The sequence below is a fragment of the Sphingomonas sp. R86521 genome (assembly GCF_042466235.1).
In the GTDB taxonomy this organism is placed as follows: domain Bacteria; phylum Pseudomonadota; class Alphaproteobacteria; order Sphingomonadales; family Sphingomonadaceae; genus Sphingomonas.
Genome location: NZ_JAXHBY010000001.1, coordinates 1967787 through 1982621, shown reverse-complemented (window position 1 = coordinate 1982621; position 14835 = coordinate 1967787). Strand labels below are relative to the sequence as shown.

Genomic DNA, 14835 nt, shown 5'->3' with positions numbered 1-14835 from the left:
GAAAAGGGATGAAATCGCTCTCGGCGTCAGTCGACGGCGCGCAGTTGCGCCACTTCGCTCAACTCGCTGTGCCGGCTGAGGCTTTCCTGCATGTGATGGCGGGCGGCATCGCGCGCACGCGACGGGTCCATGCGGACGATCGCGTCGAGGATCGCGTCGTGCTCGATACGGACCAGCGCCGCATAGGCCTGATGCGCCTCGGCGGACTGGTCGCGCAGGTACAGGCTGCGCGGCGGCACCAGCCTGAGGCCGAGAAAGTCGATCAGTCGGACGTAATAATCGTTCTGCGTCGCGCGTGCGATCGCCAGGTGGAACGCGATGTCGGCCTGCGCCGCGGCCTCCGGATCCGCGCTGACGTCGGCCATGCGTTGCAGCGCTTCGCGAATCTCGCCGATGTTTCCGGTGGTGCGGCGCGCCGCGGCCAGCGCGGCCATCTCGGTCTCGATCGCCAGCCGCATCTCCAGCAGCTTGATGACGTCGGCCAGTTCACCCAGCTCCTCGCGCGTGACCTGGAAGGCGCGATACGCGGCGGTGGCGGCGACGAACACGCCCGATCCCTGTCGCGATGTCGTCAGCCCCTGCGCCGCAAGCCGCGCCGATGCCTCGCGCACCACGGTGCGGCTGACATTCTCGGTCGCGCAGATATCCTTCTGCGCCGGAAACCGCGAGCCCGGCGGCATTTCGCCCGATCGGATGCGGGCCTCGAGTTTGACGAACAGGTCGTCGGTCAGTGATGACGTGCGTCTTGCCACTGTCGTTCCCTTCGGCACCGCAGTCCGTCATGGCTGCGGACCGGACTTGTACTATCGACTGTCGCTTGTATGACTAATCCATCTTTGATCGGATATCCAGCGGTCCCTGTTTCGGGGAAAGCAGCGTGGAAACGGTCGAACGCCGATGACCAGGGAGAGAGTATTTTGCATTCGCGCCTATCGCTGATCCTGACCGGATCGTTGCTGAGCCTGGCCGCCGCGATGCAGGCATCGGCGCAGAACCGTCCGGTTCCGCCGGTCCAGCCACAGGTCGCTCCGGCGCGCCCCGATTGGGAGAACCCGGCGGTGTTCGCGATCGGCAAGGAGCCCGCGCGCGCCACCGGCTTCCCGTTCGAAACCCGCGCCAGGGCGCTCGCCGGCCACCGCACCAAGTCCGATCGCTTCATGTTGCTGAGCGGCCTGTGGCGGTTCGCCTTCTCGCCCGATGCCGACCGCCTGCCGACCGGGTTCGAGCGCCCCGATTACGACGTCTCGAAATGGAAGGAGATCAAGGTTCCCGCCGACTGGCAGACCGAGGGGTACGACCAGCCGCGCTACAACAACATCGCCTACCCCTTCCCCGCCAACCGCCCGCTGATCCCGCATGCGACCAACCCGGTCGGGTCCTACCGCCGCGACATCGACCTGCCGGCGGGCTGGTCGGGCAGCGACGTCATCCTCCACATCGGCGCGGCGGGATCGGCCTATTACGTCTGGGTAAACGGCGTGAAGGTCGGTTATTCCGAGGACAGCAAGCTGCCTTCCGAGTTCGACGTTACGAAGCAGTTGAAGCCCGGGCGCAACACCGTCGCGATCCAGGTCTATCGCTGGTCCGACGGCAGCTATCTGGAGGACCAGGATTTCTGGCGGGTCTCGGGGATCGAGCGCGAGGTGTTCCTGATGGCCGCGCCGAAGACGCGCGTCCGAGACTTCTTCGTCCATGCCGGGCTCGATCCGAGTTATCGCGACGGCACTCTCGCGGTCGACGTCGCGGTGACGCCGGGTGCCGCGACTTCGGCACGGATCACGTTGCTCGATGGCGACAAGCCGGTCCTCACGCGCTCCACACCCGTCGTCGCGGGCGCAGCCGAGCGCAAGGTGATGCTGACTGGAACCCTGCCCGGCGTGAAGCCGTGGACCGCGGAAACGCCTGCGCTCTACATGCTGCTGGTCGAACTCTACGACGCCAGGGGCGCGATCATCCAGTCGACCTATAGCCGGATCGGCTTTCGCACCGTCGCGATGAAAAACGGGCTGGTGACGGTCAACGGCAAGCCGATCACGATCCGCGGCGTCAACCGCCACGAACACGACCCCGACACCTTCCACACCATCTCGCTGGAATCGATGGAGCGCGACATCCAGCTGATGAAGCGCAACAACATCAACGCGCTGCGCACCTCGCATTACCCCAACGATCCACGGCTCTACGACCTGGCCGACCGCTACGGCCTGTACGTGATGGACGAGGCGAACATCGAGAGCCACGGCTATATGGACTATGCCAACAAGCATCCCGAGGATCGCGGCAAGTATCAGCTCGGCTTCGATCCCGCCTGGGACGCCGCGCACGTAAGCAGGGTTTCGAACATGGTCGAGCGCGACAAGAACCACCCGTCGATCATCTTCTGGTCGCTGGGCAACGAAGCCGGGATCGGCCCCGCCTTCGCGCACGCCGCCGCCGCCGCGAAAGGCCGCGATCCGGGCCGGCTGATCAGCTATCTCGGCTGGGGCACCTGGGTCGGCGAGCCTCGCCCCAACGACTATGCCGACATCTATGCGCCGATGTACGACACCCCCGACCGCATGGTCGACTACGCGACCAACTGGAATTTCCGCCAGCCGATCATCCTGTGCGAATATGCGCACATGCAGGGCAATTCGGGCGGTAACCTCAAGGAATATTGGGACGTCATCTACGCGCATCCCGACAAGATGCAGGGCGGCTTCATCTGGGACTGGGTCGACCAGTCGACCAACCAGAAGACCGCGGACGGCAAGCATTACTGGGGCGATGGTGGAGTCTATGGTCCCAACCCCAACGGCGACATAGAATTCGGCGACGGGCTGAACCAGCCCGACCGCACCCCGAACCCGCATCTGTTCGAGGTGCAGAAGATCTATGCGCCGATCCAGTTCGCCGACTTCGACCCGGCCAGCGGCAAGGTGACGGTGGTCAACCGCCACGATTTCGTCGACCTGTCGGGCTACGACCTGTCGTGGGAGGTGCTGGAGGACGGCGTAGGCGTCGCGAAGGGCGCGCTGCCTATGCTGCACACCGCCGCGCATGGTCGCGAAGCCGTGACACTGGCGCTGCCGGCGCTGACCCGTAAGCCCGGTGCCGAATACTTCGTGACCCTGAGGGCACGCGCGAAGGCGGGATCGGTGCCTCAGGTCCCCGCGGGCCAGGTGATCGGCTGGGACCAGTTCGCCTGGGGTCCTGTAACGCCTGCCTCCACCGCAACCGCAACCGGTGCGGTTACGCTGGCCGACAAGGGTGACACGATCCGGCTGAGCGCGGCCGGCGCGACGCTGGCGATCGATCGCCGCACCGGGCTGATGACCGATTATGCCGCAAACGGCCGGACACTGCTCGCCGGCGGCACACCGCATTTCTACCGCGCGCTGATCGACAACGACATCGGCACCGGCGCCGAGAAGACCAGCGGCGTCTGGAAGACCGCCTCCGATGCTCGCCACGTGGACGGGATCGAGGCGCGCGGCGCCACCGTCACGGTCCGTCATTCGGTCGGCGACGGCGTCGCGACGTTCGTAACCCGCTACACCATGCGCGGCGACGGATCGGTCGCCGTCGAGGGCAGTTTCACCCCGCTCAAGACCGATCTGCCCGACCCGCTGCGCATCGGCCTGGCGTACCGCATGCCGTCGGCGATCGACACGGTCGAATGGTATGGCCGCGGACCGCATGAGAGCTATGCCGATCGCAAGACCAGCGCCGCGATCGGGCTGTGGCGTGGGCGGATCGCGGACCAGAACCACGACTACATGCGACCGCAGGAAACCGGCAACAAGACGGATGTCCGCTGGATGGAGCTGTCGCAGCCCGGCACGGGCGGCCTGCGCGTCACCGGCGACGCACCGCTGTCGATGAACGCGCTCGCCTTTCCCTATGAGGACCTCTCGCGCCGCGCGCCGGGCACGCGCAAGAGCAGCGACATCGTACCCCGCGACCATGACACGCTGCTGATCGACGCGGTGCAGTCGGGCGTCGGCGGCAACACCAACTGGGACGCCACCGGACAGCCGCTGCCGGCCTATCGCGTACCGTTGGCGCCGCGGACCTTCGGCTTCGTCCTGCGACCGTTCGCCGGTGACGGCACGACGCCGACCGCCTCACAGCCCGCCAGCGCCACGGTGGTCCAGTGACCGCCCGCCTCGCCATCGTCCTGCTGGCGCTGTCGGCTGGCGCTGCAGGCGCGCAGGACTCCGTTACGATGCCGCCGATCGTCAAGCCGATGACCCCGCCGACCGGCGCCGCCCGCGAGCCCGCCGCGCGCGCGCAACTGGCGAACTATCGCTACGACGACATCCTCTGGGAAAACGACCGTACCGCGCACCGCATCTACGGCCATGCGCTGGAGGCGGCGGAGGCGCCGTCCGGGTCGGGCATCGACGCCTGGGGCAAGAACGTCGCCTGGCCGTTCGCCGATCGCCAGCTCCGCACTGGTGACCAGCATGGCTATCACGGCGAAGGCATCGACTTCTACAATGTCGGCACCGGGCGCGGCATGGGTGGCCTCGGAATCTGGTTCGACAACAAGCTGTGGACCTCGCGCAACTACCGCTCCTATCGCATCCTCTCGAACGGCCCCGCCGCGGCGGACTTCCGCGTCGACTACGCCCCCTGGCCGGTCGATGTCGGCCGGAAAGTCTGGGAGACGCGACGCTTCACGCTGCCGCTCGGGACCAATTTCACGCGGATGGTGTCGACTTTGTCCTCCGACAAATCGGGCGAGCTCGTTGTCGGCATCGGCATCGGCAAGCGCACCACCGGCCCCGGCGGCGACCTGACCGTCGACCGGACGAAGGGCGTGCTGTCGTGGTGGGGTCCGCAGGACGGCGAGCACGGCCGGATGGGGATCGCGGTGCGGGTCGATCCCGCAACGATCGTCGATATCCGCGAGGATGCCGACAATCACCTCGTGCTGGTCAAGGCGATGCCCGGCAAGCCGTTCGTCTATTATGCCGGCTCGACCTGGGACAAGGGCATTGCCGGCATTCGTACCCGCGCCGCCTGGGACGCCTATGCCGCCGGCGAACGCCTCGACTTCTCCGTACCGAAGGATCGCAAATGAGCGACGGCGTAGCACGGCGCGGGGTGTTGGCCGCGATCGCCGGAGGAGCGGCGCTGGCCGCGACGCCGGCGATGGGCGCAACACCGCAACCCGACCAGGCGCCGCTGCCCGACGGCCCCACCGACCGCGCCTACATGCTGGCGCTGCTCGACAAGATGGCGAGCCCGGTGCTCGACCGGATGGCGCGCGGCAGGCTGCAAAGCGAGTGGAAGCTCGAACTCAGCCCGACCTGGGACGGTCGCAATCCGAAGAATGGCTATCTCGAGGGGTTCGGCCGACTGATCGACGGCATCGCGCCGTGGCTCGCGCTGCCCGACGACGCCACGCCCGAAGGCCGCCGCCGCGCGACGCTGCGGCAACAGGCGCTGCAAAGCTATGTCCACGCGGTCGACCCGAAGAGCCCCGACTATCTGCTGTGGAGCGGCAATGGCCAGCCGCTGGTCGATTCCGCCTATTTTACCAGCGCCTTGCTGCGCGCACCTGACACGCTGTGGAAGCCGCTCGACGCCCGGACCAAGGCGCGGATCATCGCCGAGATCCAAAGCCTGCGCCGGATCTCGCCGCCCTACACCAACTGGCTGTTGTTCGCGGCGATGAACGAGGCCTTCCTGCTGGCGGTCGGCGCGGAATGGGACCCGGTCCGCCTCGACCTGGCGATCCGCAAATTCGACGAATGGTATGTCGGCGACGGCTGGTATGCCGACGGCGTCCATTTCCATTTCGACCTGTACAACAGCTACGTCATCCATCCGATGCTGACGCAGATCCTGCAGGTGCTGGTCGCGACCGATGCCCCGTTCAACAGCCTGAACCCGAAGACCCGGCTGCCGGTACAGATCAAGCGGATGCAGCGGTACGCGACGCAGCTCGAGCGGATGGTCGGCCCCGATGGCGCCTTTGCCGCAGTCGGCCGGTCGCTGACCTATCGCACCGCGGCGCACCAGCCGCTCGGCCAGCTCGCATGGAAGAAGATGCTTCCAGATACTCTGCCCCCCGGACAGGTCCGCGCCGCGACCGTCGCCGCACAACGCCGCGTGTTCGCCGATCCGTCGAACTTCGACGCCGACGGCTTCCTGACGATCGGCTTCACCCGCCACCAGCCGACGCTCGGCGACTGGTATTCCAACGCCGGCAGCATGTACCTCGCCGCCGAAAGCCTGCTCGCGCTCGGCCTGCCCGCCGACGATCCCTATTGGACCAGCCCGCCCCTGCCCTGGACCATGCGCCGCGCCTATGCCGGCCAGGACTTCGCCAAGGATTACTACGTCGACTATTGATGCCGCGGCTCACCGCGACCCCGCCAACGCTTCTGCCGGAGACTGTCCGAGAGTATAGATGCCGTGCATCACCGTATCATAGTGATTCTCCACCGCCGACGTGCCGTCGTTCATCGTGATGCCGAACGCCGCCATTGCGGGGCCGCACGGGAACCACGTGAGCACGACCTCCTCGCCCGCATGTTGCAGGACATCCTGCGCCTTCAGATCGGAGACGATCATGTGCCTTGCAAGCGCTTGCGGTCGGCCTCGTTGAGCGTTCCCAACAAGACGTTGTCCGACAGCGCTTCCGGGGACGGCCCTAGCATGGCAGCGCACGGCGGCGGCTTGCGTGGATAAAATCGAACCGTACACAAATGGACGGACAGCCGATTGCCGCTATGTTACTCGTGAACAATCAATTGTCCCTTGGGTTTCCCGCTCCGCCAGATCGGCGATCGGCGTGACAGCCTGTCCTGGTTCCGGATCCTGCCATTGCGCTCACCGACCGAGTCTCGCTGTCCTTCCGCGGCCTGTAACGTGCAGGGGACACCTGTGTTTCCACGGCGGCATCTCGACCAGGCGTTCGGGGTGACTGCCGGGGGCGGCCGATGAGGAACGACCAGGAACAATCCAGGATCGAGCATGAACTGGTCCGCAAGGATCGGGGCACCGATCCCTTCTCGGCGGCGGTCCGCGCGACGCGGATGCCGATGGTGATCACCGATCCCAGCCAGCCCGACAACCCGATCGTGTTCGTGAACGGTGCGTTTTCGAAGCTCACCGGCTTTGCCGAACACGAAATTCTGGGGCGCAACTGCCGTTTCCTGCAAGGGCCGGAAACCAATCGCGACGATGTCGACCGCGTGCGCGATGCGGTCGCCAGGCTTGAACCGATCGAACTGGAACTGCTCAATTACCGCAAGGACGGTACGACGTTCTGGAATCGACTGCTGATATCGCCGGTGTTCGACGACGACGGCAACCTCACCTATTTCTTCGCCTCGCAGTTCGACGTGTCGATGGAGCGCGAACGGCTGTCCCGGCTGCAGCAGGACCGCGACGATCTGGAAGCCGAGATCGGGCAGCGGACCAGCGATCTGGTTCAGGCCGAGAACCGGCTGCGCTTTGCACTGGAGGCTGCCCAGCTCGGATCGTGGAGCCTCGACCTTGCGACCGAGCGCATGACCGTCACCGACGGCTGCAAGGACAATTGGGGCAGGCCGCGGTCGGAGCCGTTCCGGTACAGCGACCTGAGAGACTCGGTTCACCCCGAGGATCGGGCGCATCGCGACGAAGCGTTACGGCTCGCGCTGGAGCAGACCGACAATTACGAGGTCGAATATCGCATCCTTACGCCCGACGGCGACGAGCGGTGGCTCTTCGTCCGTGGTCAGGTCTTCAGACGCGCCGATGGGACACCTTTGCAACTCGTTGGCGTTTCACAGAATATCACCGATCGAAAGCGGGCCGAAGAGCACCGTACCCTGCTCGCGCATGAACTCAGCCACCGCGTCAAGAACATGCTCGCGACGTTGCAGGCTATCGTCGGCCAGACCCTGCGCAATGCGACGTCGCTCGAAGGCGCAGCCGATACGCTCGCGGGGCGAATCCAGGCGATGGACGCCGCCAACAGCCTGCTGGTCGACGACCGTTGGGAAGACGCCGCGATCGGGGACCTCGTCGGTCGCGCGCTGGCGCCGTTCCGCACCGACGACGGTCGCCGTATCCGGGTCAGCGGTCCCGATGTTAGCCTGCCCTCGCGGGTCGCGGTCGGTTTGGCGCTCGCGCTTCACGAACTCGGTACCAACGCCGCGAAATACGGCGCGCTGTCCAACGCCGACGGCCATGTCGAGATCGACTGGAAGATCGTCGGCGGCACGAAACCCGAACGGCTTCACTTCAGCTGGACGGAGGTAGGCGGCCCCCCGGTCTCGCCACCGACCCGCACCGGGTTTGGATCGAAACTCATCCAGCGCGTCCTGGCTAGCGAGATCAGCGGCACCGCGAATGTCGACTATCGCCCGACCGGCGTGGTGTTCTCGGCGGTCGCTCCGTTGCCGAAATCCGGCGACGACCTGAAGGCTTGAGCGCCCCACGCGCACTTCGGGACACGCCATCATCACGCGTCATCTGAGTTTCCGTGGCGGCGGCTGCAACCGCAGTCGCCGTTGCTGCGTTTCCGATCATTCATGATCAAGGTCGCCAGCTACAACATCCATAAGGGCATCGGCCTGGATCGTCGCCGCAATCCCGAACGGGTGGTCGAGGTGCTGCGCGAGATCGACGCCGACGTCATCGCGTTGCAGGAAGCCGACCGGCGCTTCGGCGAAAAGGCGTGCGTGCTGCCGTTCCACCTGCTCGACGAGCATAGCGACTGGAAGCCGGTGCCGCTCGGCGCCCGCACTACCAGCATGGGGTGGCACGGCAACGTCATCCTGATCCGCAAGTCCGCGCAGCTGGTGGACAGCGAAGCCATCCACCTCCCCTCGCTCGAACCGCGCGGCGCGGCGATGGCAGATGTCCGCACCGCCGGCGGCATGATCCGCGTCGTCGGCATGCACCTGGACCTGTCGGGACTGTGGCGGCGCAAGCAAGCCGCGGCGATACTCACGCATGTCGAAAGCTGCACGCACGCGTATCCCACGGTGCTGATGGGCGACCTCAACGAATGGAGCGCCGGCTCCGGCTGCCTGCGCGATTTCGGCCGCGATCATGCGTTCGCGCCGACCGGCCCGAGCTTCCATTCGCGCCGAGCGATCGCCAAGCTCGACCGGATCATGGTGTCGAAGGCATTGCGGGTCGTCGACTGCGGGGTGCACGACAGCCCGGCATCGCGTAAGGCCTCCGACCATCTGCCGATATGGGCGATGCTGGAGCCGGTATGACCGGCGGTGCTGGAGCCGGTATGACCGTGTTGCTTTCCTTGCCCCGGGGTTCCGCGCCGAGCGCCGTCTGATGATTCGCGAAAAGGAACTTCGGCTCGCGCTTGTCTGCTACGGCGGCATCAGCCTCGCCGTGTACATGCACGGCATCACCAAGGAGATCTGGCGCCTGGTCTGCGCCAGCCGTGCATTCCACGACGGCGACACCCCGGCGGGCGGCAGCGAAGGCGTGTACGCCGCGCTGCTTGCCGAAATCGAGGCGGAAGGCGGGGACCGCGTCCGCGTCCTCGCCGACATCATCGCCGGCGCCAGCGCGGGCGGCATAAACGGCATCTTCCTGGGCCAGGCGATCGCCACCGGTCAGAGCCTAGACCCGCTCACCGACCTGTGGCTCAGCGCCGCGGATGTCGAGGCGCTGATCGACACCGGCAGTGCGCCGCAGTCACGCTTCTCGAAGGTCTGGGCGTTGCCGCTCGCCTGGGTCGCGGCGGGCCGCAGCGCGGAGAAGGTCGAGGCGCTGGAGGAAGCCACGCGCGACGAGGTGCGGTCGAAACTGTCGCACTTCATCCGATCGCGCTGGTTCGAACCCCCGTTCGGTGGCGCGAGCTTCACCAACCGCCTGCTCGACGCGTTCGATGCGATGGCGTCCAGCACCCGTGGCGCCCGCCTGCTGCCACCGGGACAGCCGCTCGACCTGTTCGTGACGGTCACCGATTTCACCGGTCACCCGGAACGCCTCGAACTGAATTCGCCCCCCGAAGTGGTCGAGACCGAGCACCGCCTGGTGTTCGACTTCACCGACAACGGCACCGGCGTCGACACCCTCGCCCCGCTCGCCGAACTCGCCTTCGCGGCCCGCGCGACGTCGAGTTTCCCGGGCGCCTTCCCGCCGTTCACGGTCGCGGAACTCGACGGCGTCCTCGACGACCGCGGCATCGCCTGGCCAGAACGCGCGACCTTCCTCGAACGCGCGCTGCCGCGTCAGTGGGCGGCGGGCTCCGCCGAGAGTGCGGTGTTGATAGACGGGTCCGTACTCGCCAACGCGCCGTTCCGGCCGGCGCTCGACGCGCTCAAGGAACGCCCGGCGCGACGCCAGATCGATCGCCGGATCATCTATATCGATCCCTCGCCCGGCGTGAAACTGACGCTGAACCGCGGCCAGGGTACGCCGGGATTCTTCCAGACGATCGTCGGCGCGATCAGCGACATCCCCCGCCAGCAGCCGATCCGCGACAATCTGGAGGCGATCGCCGAACGATCGGCACGGATCGACCGGATGCGCGGGATCGTCGCCGCGATCCGTCCGCAGGTCGAGGCGGAGGTCGAATCGCTGTTCGGCCACACCCTGTTCCTCAACCGGCCGACGCCGGCTCGGCTGGTCGCGTGGCGCCGCCGGTCGCAGAAAGCGGCGATCGCCAGTGCCGGTTATGGCTATGCGGCCTATGGTCACCTGAAGCGCAGCAACGTCGTCGACGCGATCGCCGGTCTGCTGCATCACGCCAGCGACGACCATGCGCCGCACCGGTTGCGGCGCATCCGCAGCGCGGTCGAGGCCTTCCTCGCCTCAACCGGTGCGGACCAGATCGGGCCCGGCTTTCCCGGCGGCGCTAGCCCCGCCGCGATCGACTTCCTGCGTCGCTTCGACATCGGTTTCCGGATCCGCCGCTTGCGGCTGATGGCGCGACAGCTCGCCGAGATCGAGGTCGATGTCGACGAACCCGAACTGGCGCCGATGCGCGACGCGATCTACGCCTCGCTCGCGCCCTATCTCGACGCGCGCCGGGCGGATGCGCATCCCGCCATCGACGTTCCCGCTCGCGACATCGCGCCTGCGCTTGATGCGCTCTCGGCATCGCTCGACCTCCACGCGCTGGATGCGGCTGCCGATATCCAGCTCGCCAGCGGGTTCGCCGCGCTCGGCAAGCGCGCGCGCCGTACACTGCTGCTTGCCTATCTCGGCTTCCCCTATTTCGACACCGCCACCCTGCCGTTGTTGCAAGGCGAGGGCCTCGACGAATTCGACCCGATCAAGGTTGACCGGATCGCCCCCGACGATGCCACCGCGATCCGCTCCGGCGGGGTGGAGGCGACGTTGAAAGGCATTCAGTTCAATAGCTTCGGCGCGTTCTTCAGCCGTGCCTACCGCGAGAACGACTATCTCTGGGGGCGGCTGCACGGCGCCGAGCGGATGATCGACATCACCGTCTCGACGCTGCGTAAAAGCGCCCGGATGAAGCCGGGGCGCGTCGCGCTGATCAAGCGCGCGGCGTTCGTCGCGATCCTCGACGAAGAGGAGCCGCGCCTGACCGCGATCGCGCCGCTGTTCGCAGAGTTGCGCCGCGAGATCGGCTGAAGGCTGGCCAAGCGCCGCCATCGCGGTTAGCCTTGTCGCATTAACGAGGTGTCGCAATGCAGTTCCTGAAAATCTTGTTCTGGTGCCTGCTGGCGTTCATCGCCGCGGTCGCGACCATCGGCAACTGGACCACCGTGCCGATCAAGCTGTGGGGTGGGCTGATCGCCGACGTGAACCTGCCGCTGCTGCTGCTGGTGACCTTCCTGCTCGGGTTCGTCCCGACGATGCTCTACAACCACGCGATCCGGTGGCGGTTGCGCCAGCGTCTCGCGACTTGCGAGCGCCAGCTGGCCGAACTGCGCCTGCCCAAGCCGGAGCCGGTGTACGTCGCGACGCAGCCTGACCCGGTCGTGCCCGTTGCTGTGCCCGTTCCCGCACCCGCGCATCTTCCGTCGGGCGCGATCTGATGAACCGCATCTACCTCGCCCTCGACACCCCCGATCTCGACGCCGCCAAGGCGATCGCGACCAAGGTTCGTCACCATGTCGGCGGGCTCAAGCTCGGGCTCGAATTCTTCGCCGCGCACGGCCAGGCCGGCGTCCATGCGATGCAGGCGCTCGGCCTGCCGATCTTTCTCGACCTCAAGCTCCACGATATTCCCAACACCGTCGCGAAAGCGATCCAGGCACTGGCGACGCTGGAGCCCGCGATCCTGACCGTGCACGCCAGCGGTGGCCGCGCGATGCTCGAGGATGCCAAGGCGGCAGCGCCGAAGGGCACCAAGGTGATCGCGGTGACGATGCTCACCAGCCTCGACGCCAGCGACCTTGCCGCCACCGGTGTCTCCGGCAGCGCGCATGACCAAGTGGTCCGGCTGACGGAACTGGCATGCGCGGCGGGGGTCGACGGTATCGTCTGCTCTGGTGCCGAAGTCGCCGCGGCAAAGGCGATCTGGCCCAAGGGGTTCTTCGTGGTGCCGGGGGTACGCCTGCCCGACGGCGTGATCGGCGACCAGAAGCGCGTCGTCACTCCGCGCGAGGCGATGGACGCCGGCGCGTCGATCCTGGTGGTCGGCCGCCCGATCACCAAGGCGGACGACCCCGACGCCGCCGCGCGCGCGATCAGCGCGACACTTTGATACGCCCCGCCATCCTGACGCGCTTCGTCATCCTAATACGCTCCCGTCATCCTGACGAAAGTCAGGACCCAGAGTAAAGAACGCTGACGGCCTTGGCTCTGGGTCCTGACTTTGGTCAGGATGACGGAAGATTGCAGTGTATGCCGCAACCGACTCCCGCAGTCGCGACCAAAGGACCACGATGACCACCGCCAAGATCTGCGGCCTTTCCACGACCGCCACGCTCGACGCCGCGATCCGGCACGGCGCGAGCCATGTCGGGTTCGTGTTCTTCCCCGCCTCGCCGCGCCACGTCACCTTCGCAAAAGCCGCCGAACTCGCCGCGAACGTTCCTGGCCACGTCGCGAAGGTCGGCGTGTTCGTCGATCCGGAGGACGAGATGCTCGAACAGGCGGTCGCATCCGCAGCGCTGGACGTCCTGCAACTCCACAAGGTGACGCCCGCGCGCACCGCCGCGATCCGCGCCAAATTCGGCATCGAGATCTGGGTCGCGGTGGCGGTTCGCACGCGCGGCGACCTGGATGTGGCGCAGGGGTTCGCCGGCGTCGCCGACCGTATCCTGTACGACGCCAAGACCCCGGAGGGCGCGGCGTTGCCCGGCGGCATGGGGTTGCGGTTCGACTGGGAGCTGCTCCGCGGCTTCCGCCATCCACTGCCCTGGGCGCTGTCCGGCGGGCTCGATCCGGTCAATGTGGCGGAGGCGATCCGGCGCACTGGCGCGGACCTCGTCGACGTGTCTTCGGGCGTGGAAAGCGAACCGGGGATCAAGGACGAAGCCAAGATCGCGGCGTTCCTGAGGGCCACTACCACCTGAACAGTTCACCCGCGAAAGCGGGTGCCCAGACTGGTCCGGGATACAAGGGCTTGGCGCACCGTACCGAGGTGCTAAAGCGCTCCGCATGAACGCTCCCTCTACCCTCGCCCCCAACTCCTATCGCGCCCAGCCCGACGAGCGCGGCCATTTCGGCGACTTCGGCGGCCGCTACGTCGCCGAGACGCTGATGCCGCTCGTCCTCGAACTCGACGTCGCGTATCGCGCCGCGAAGGCCGACCCCGCCTTCAAGGCGCAGTTCGACGACCTGCTCGAACATTATGTCGGCCGCCCGAGCCCGCTTTACTACGCCGAACGCCTGACCGAAGCGCTGCGCGAGTCCGCCCCCGAGGGGATGGGCGCGCAGATCTGGTTCAAGCGCGACGAGCTCAATCACACCGGCGCGCACAAGATCAACAACTGCATCGGCCAGATCCTGCTGGCGATGCGGATGGGCAAGACGCGGATCATCGCCGAGACCGGCGCCGGCCAGCACGGCGTCGCCACCGCCACGGTCTGCGCGCGGTTCGGCCTCCCTTGCGTGATCTACATGGGCGCCAAGGACGTCGAGCGTCAGGCGCCCAACGTGTTCCGTATGAAGCTGCTCGGCGCCGAAGTCCGGCCCGTGACGAGCGGCGCACACACGCTGAAGGACGCGATGAACGAGGGCATGCGCGATTGGGTCGCGAACGTCCACGACACCTTCTACATCATCGGCACCGCCGCCGGCCCGCATCCGTATCCCGAGATGGTCCGCGATTTCCAGTCGGTGATCGGCACCGAGGCACGCGCGCAGATGCTGTCGCGGGTCGGTCGCCTGCCCGACATGCTGGTCGCGGCGATCGGTGGCGGATCGAACGCGATCGGGCTGTTCCACCCCTTCCTCGACGATGCCGACGTGCAGATGCTCGGCGTCGAGGCGGCGGGCCACGGCCTAGACAAGAAGCACGCGGCTAGCCTCGCGGGCGGTTTCCCCGGCGTCCTCCACGGCAACAAGACCTATCTGTTGCAGGACGAGGACGGCCAGATCACCGAGGCGCATTCGATCTCGGCCGGGCTCGACTATCCCGGGATCGGTCCCGAACACGCCTGGCTGCGCGACATTGGTCGCGTCCAGTATGACAGTGCTACCGACGTCGAGGCGCTCGACGCGTTCCAGCTGCTGTGCCGCACCGAAGGCATCATCCCCGCACTGGAACCCTCACACGCGATCGCAGCCGTGACCCGCAAGGCACGGAAAATGCGGCAGGACCAGATCATCCTGGCGAATTTGTGCGGTCGCGGTGACAAGGACATCTTCACGGTGGCGGAAGCGCTAGGAGTGGCGATATGACCGCTCTGTCCTTCCCCCCTCCCGCAAGCGGGAGGGGCCGGGGGTGGGCTC

12 protein-coding genes are annotated in these 14835 nt (G+C 66.8%); 10 read left to right on the top strand and 2 right to left on the bottom strand.

Annotated elements, in window-relative coordinates; all coding sequences use genetic code 11:
• Positions 1–26 precede the first annotated feature (26 nt).
• Positions 27–752: a FadR/GntR family transcriptional regulator gene (locus SJY20_RS09175; RefSeq protein WP_380786454.1), complete on the bottom strand. Its 726-nt coding sequence runs from the start codon at positions 750–752 to the stop codon at positions 27–29.
• 222 nt (positions 753–974) lie between these two features.
• Between SJY20_RS09175 and SJY20_RS09170 the strand changes: the two genes are divergently transcribed.
• The 3 genes from SJY20_RS09170 to SJY20_RS09160 are packed head-to-tail and all read left to right on the top strand — an operon-like array spanning position 975 to position 6345.
• Entirely contained in the window at positions 975–4139 is a 3165-nt protein-coding gene (locus SJY20_RS09170) for a glycoside hydrolase family 2 TIM barrel-domain containing protein (protein WP_380788620.1), read from the top strand.
• Positions 4136–5068, top strand: coding sequence for a DUF4861 family protein (locus SJY20_RS09165; RefSeq protein ID WP_380786452.1), 933 nt, complete (start codon positions 4136–4138; stop codon positions 5066–5068). Before SJY20_RS09170 ends, SJY20_RS09165 begins: the two co-directional genes overlap by 4 nt.
• Positions 5065–6345 carry a DUF2264 domain-containing protein gene (locus SJY20_RS09160; RefSeq protein ID WP_380786451.1) on the top strand — a complete coding sequence of 427 codons (1281 nt, stop codon included), beginning with the start codon at positions 5065–5067 and terminating at the stop codon, positions 6343–6345. The genes SJY20_RS09165 and SJY20_RS09160 overlap by 4 nt, the downstream gene beginning before the upstream one ends.
• 9 nt (positions 6346–6354) lie before the next feature.
• On the opposite strand, the gene SJY20_RS09155 is transcribed toward SJY20_RS09160, so the two are convergent.
• Positions 6355–6567 (bottom strand): hypothetical protein, encoded by a 213-nt coding sequence (locus SJY20_RS09155; protein ID WP_380786450.1) that lies wholly within the window; start codon positions 6565–6567, stop codon positions 6355–6357.
• 368 nt (positions 6568–6935) lie between these two features.
• Here SJY20_RS09155 and SJY20_RS09150 point away from each other — a divergent pair, with 368 nt between their 5' ends.
• The 7 genes from SJY20_RS09150 (at position 6936) to trpB (ending at position 14784) form a co-directional block, all read left to right on the top strand.
• Complete coding sequence (locus SJY20_RS09150) at positions 6936–8414, top strand: PAS domain-containing protein (RefSeq protein WP_380786449.1); 1479 nt, start codon at positions 6936–6938, stop codon at positions 8412–8414.
• 102 nt (positions 8415–8516) lie between these two features.
• Positions 8517–9212: an endonuclease/exonuclease/phosphatase family protein gene (locus SJY20_RS09145; protein WP_380786448.1), complete on the top strand. Its 696-nt coding sequence runs from the start codon at positions 8517–8519 to the stop codon at positions 9210–9212.
• A 70-nt stretch (positions 9213–9282) separates the two neighbouring features.
• Entirely contained in the window at positions 9283–11562 is a 2280-nt protein-coding gene (locus tag SJY20_RS09140) for a patatin-like protein (RefSeq protein ID WP_380786447.1), read from the top strand.
• Positions 11563–11618: 56 nt separating this feature from the next.
• Positions 11619–11969: a lipopolysaccharide assembly protein LapA domain-containing protein gene (locus SJY20_RS09135; RefSeq protein ID WP_380786446.1), complete on the top strand. Its 351-nt coding sequence runs from the start codon at positions 11619–11621 to the stop codon at positions 11967–11969.
• Positions 11969–12640 (top strand): orotidine-5'-phosphate decarboxylase, encoded by a 672-nt coding sequence (gene pyrF, locus SJY20_RS09130; RefSeq protein WP_380786445.1) that lies wholly within the window; start codon positions 11969–11971, stop codon positions 12638–12640. Before SJY20_RS09135 ends, pyrF begins: the two co-directional genes overlap by 1 nt.
• A 181-nt stretch (positions 12641–12821) precedes the next feature.
• Positions 12822–13454 carry a phosphoribosylanthranilate isomerase gene (locus tag SJY20_RS09125; RefSeq protein WP_380786443.1) on the top strand — a complete coding sequence of 211 codons (633 nt, stop codon included), beginning with the start codon at positions 12822–12824 and terminating at the stop codon, positions 13452–13454.
• An 85-nt stretch (positions 13455–13539) separates the two neighbouring features.
• Positions 13540–14784, top strand: a complete 1245-nt coding sequence (trpB, locus tag SJY20_RS09120) for a tryptophan synthase subunit beta (RefSeq protein ID WP_380786442.1) — start codon at positions 13540–13542, stop codon at positions 14782–14784.
• The last annotated feature ends 51 nt before the right edge of the window (positions 14785–14835 follow it).

Bases quoted from the DNA above. Each gene is read 5' to 3' on its own strand.
- pyrF (WP_380786445.1), top strand. From the start codon at position 11,969: ATGAACCGCATCTACCTCGCCCTCGACACCCCCGATCTCGACGCCGCC.
- SJY20_RS09150 (WP_380786449.1), top strand. From the start codon at position 6,936: ATGAGGAACGACCAGGAACAATCCAGGATCGAGCATGAACTGGTCCGC.
- SJY20_RS09160 (WP_380786451.1), top strand. From the start codon at position 5,065: ATGAGCGACGGCGTAGCACGGCGCGGGGTGTTGGCCGCGATCGCCGGA.
- SJY20_RS09125 (WP_380786443.1), top strand. From the start codon at position 12,822: ATGACCACCGCCAAGATCTGCGGCCTTTCCACGACCGCCACGCTCGAC.
- trpB (WP_380786442.1), top strand. From the start codon at position 13,540: ATGAACGCTCCCTCTACCCTCGCCCCCAACTCCTATCGCGCCCAGCCC.
- SJY20_RS09140 (WP_380786447.1), top strand. From the start codon at position 9,283: ATGATTCGCGAAAAGGAACTTCGGCTCGCGCTTGTCTGCTACGGCGGC.
- SJY20_RS09135 (WP_380786446.1), top strand. From the start codon at position 11,619: ATGCAGTTCCTGAAAATCTTGTTCTGGTGCCTGCTGGCGTTCATCGCC.
- SJY20_RS09155 (WP_380786450.1), bottom strand. From the start codon at position 6,567: ATGATCGTCTCCGATCTGAAGGCGCAGGATGTCCTGCAACATGCGGGC.
- SJY20_RS09170 (WP_380788620.1), top strand. From the start codon at position 975: ATGCAGGCATCGGCGCAGAACCGTCCGGTTCCGCCGGTCCAGCCACAG.
- SJY20_RS09145 (WP_380786448.1), top strand. From the start codon at position 8,517: ATGATCAAGGTCGCCAGCTACAACATCCATAAGGGCATCGGCCTGGAT.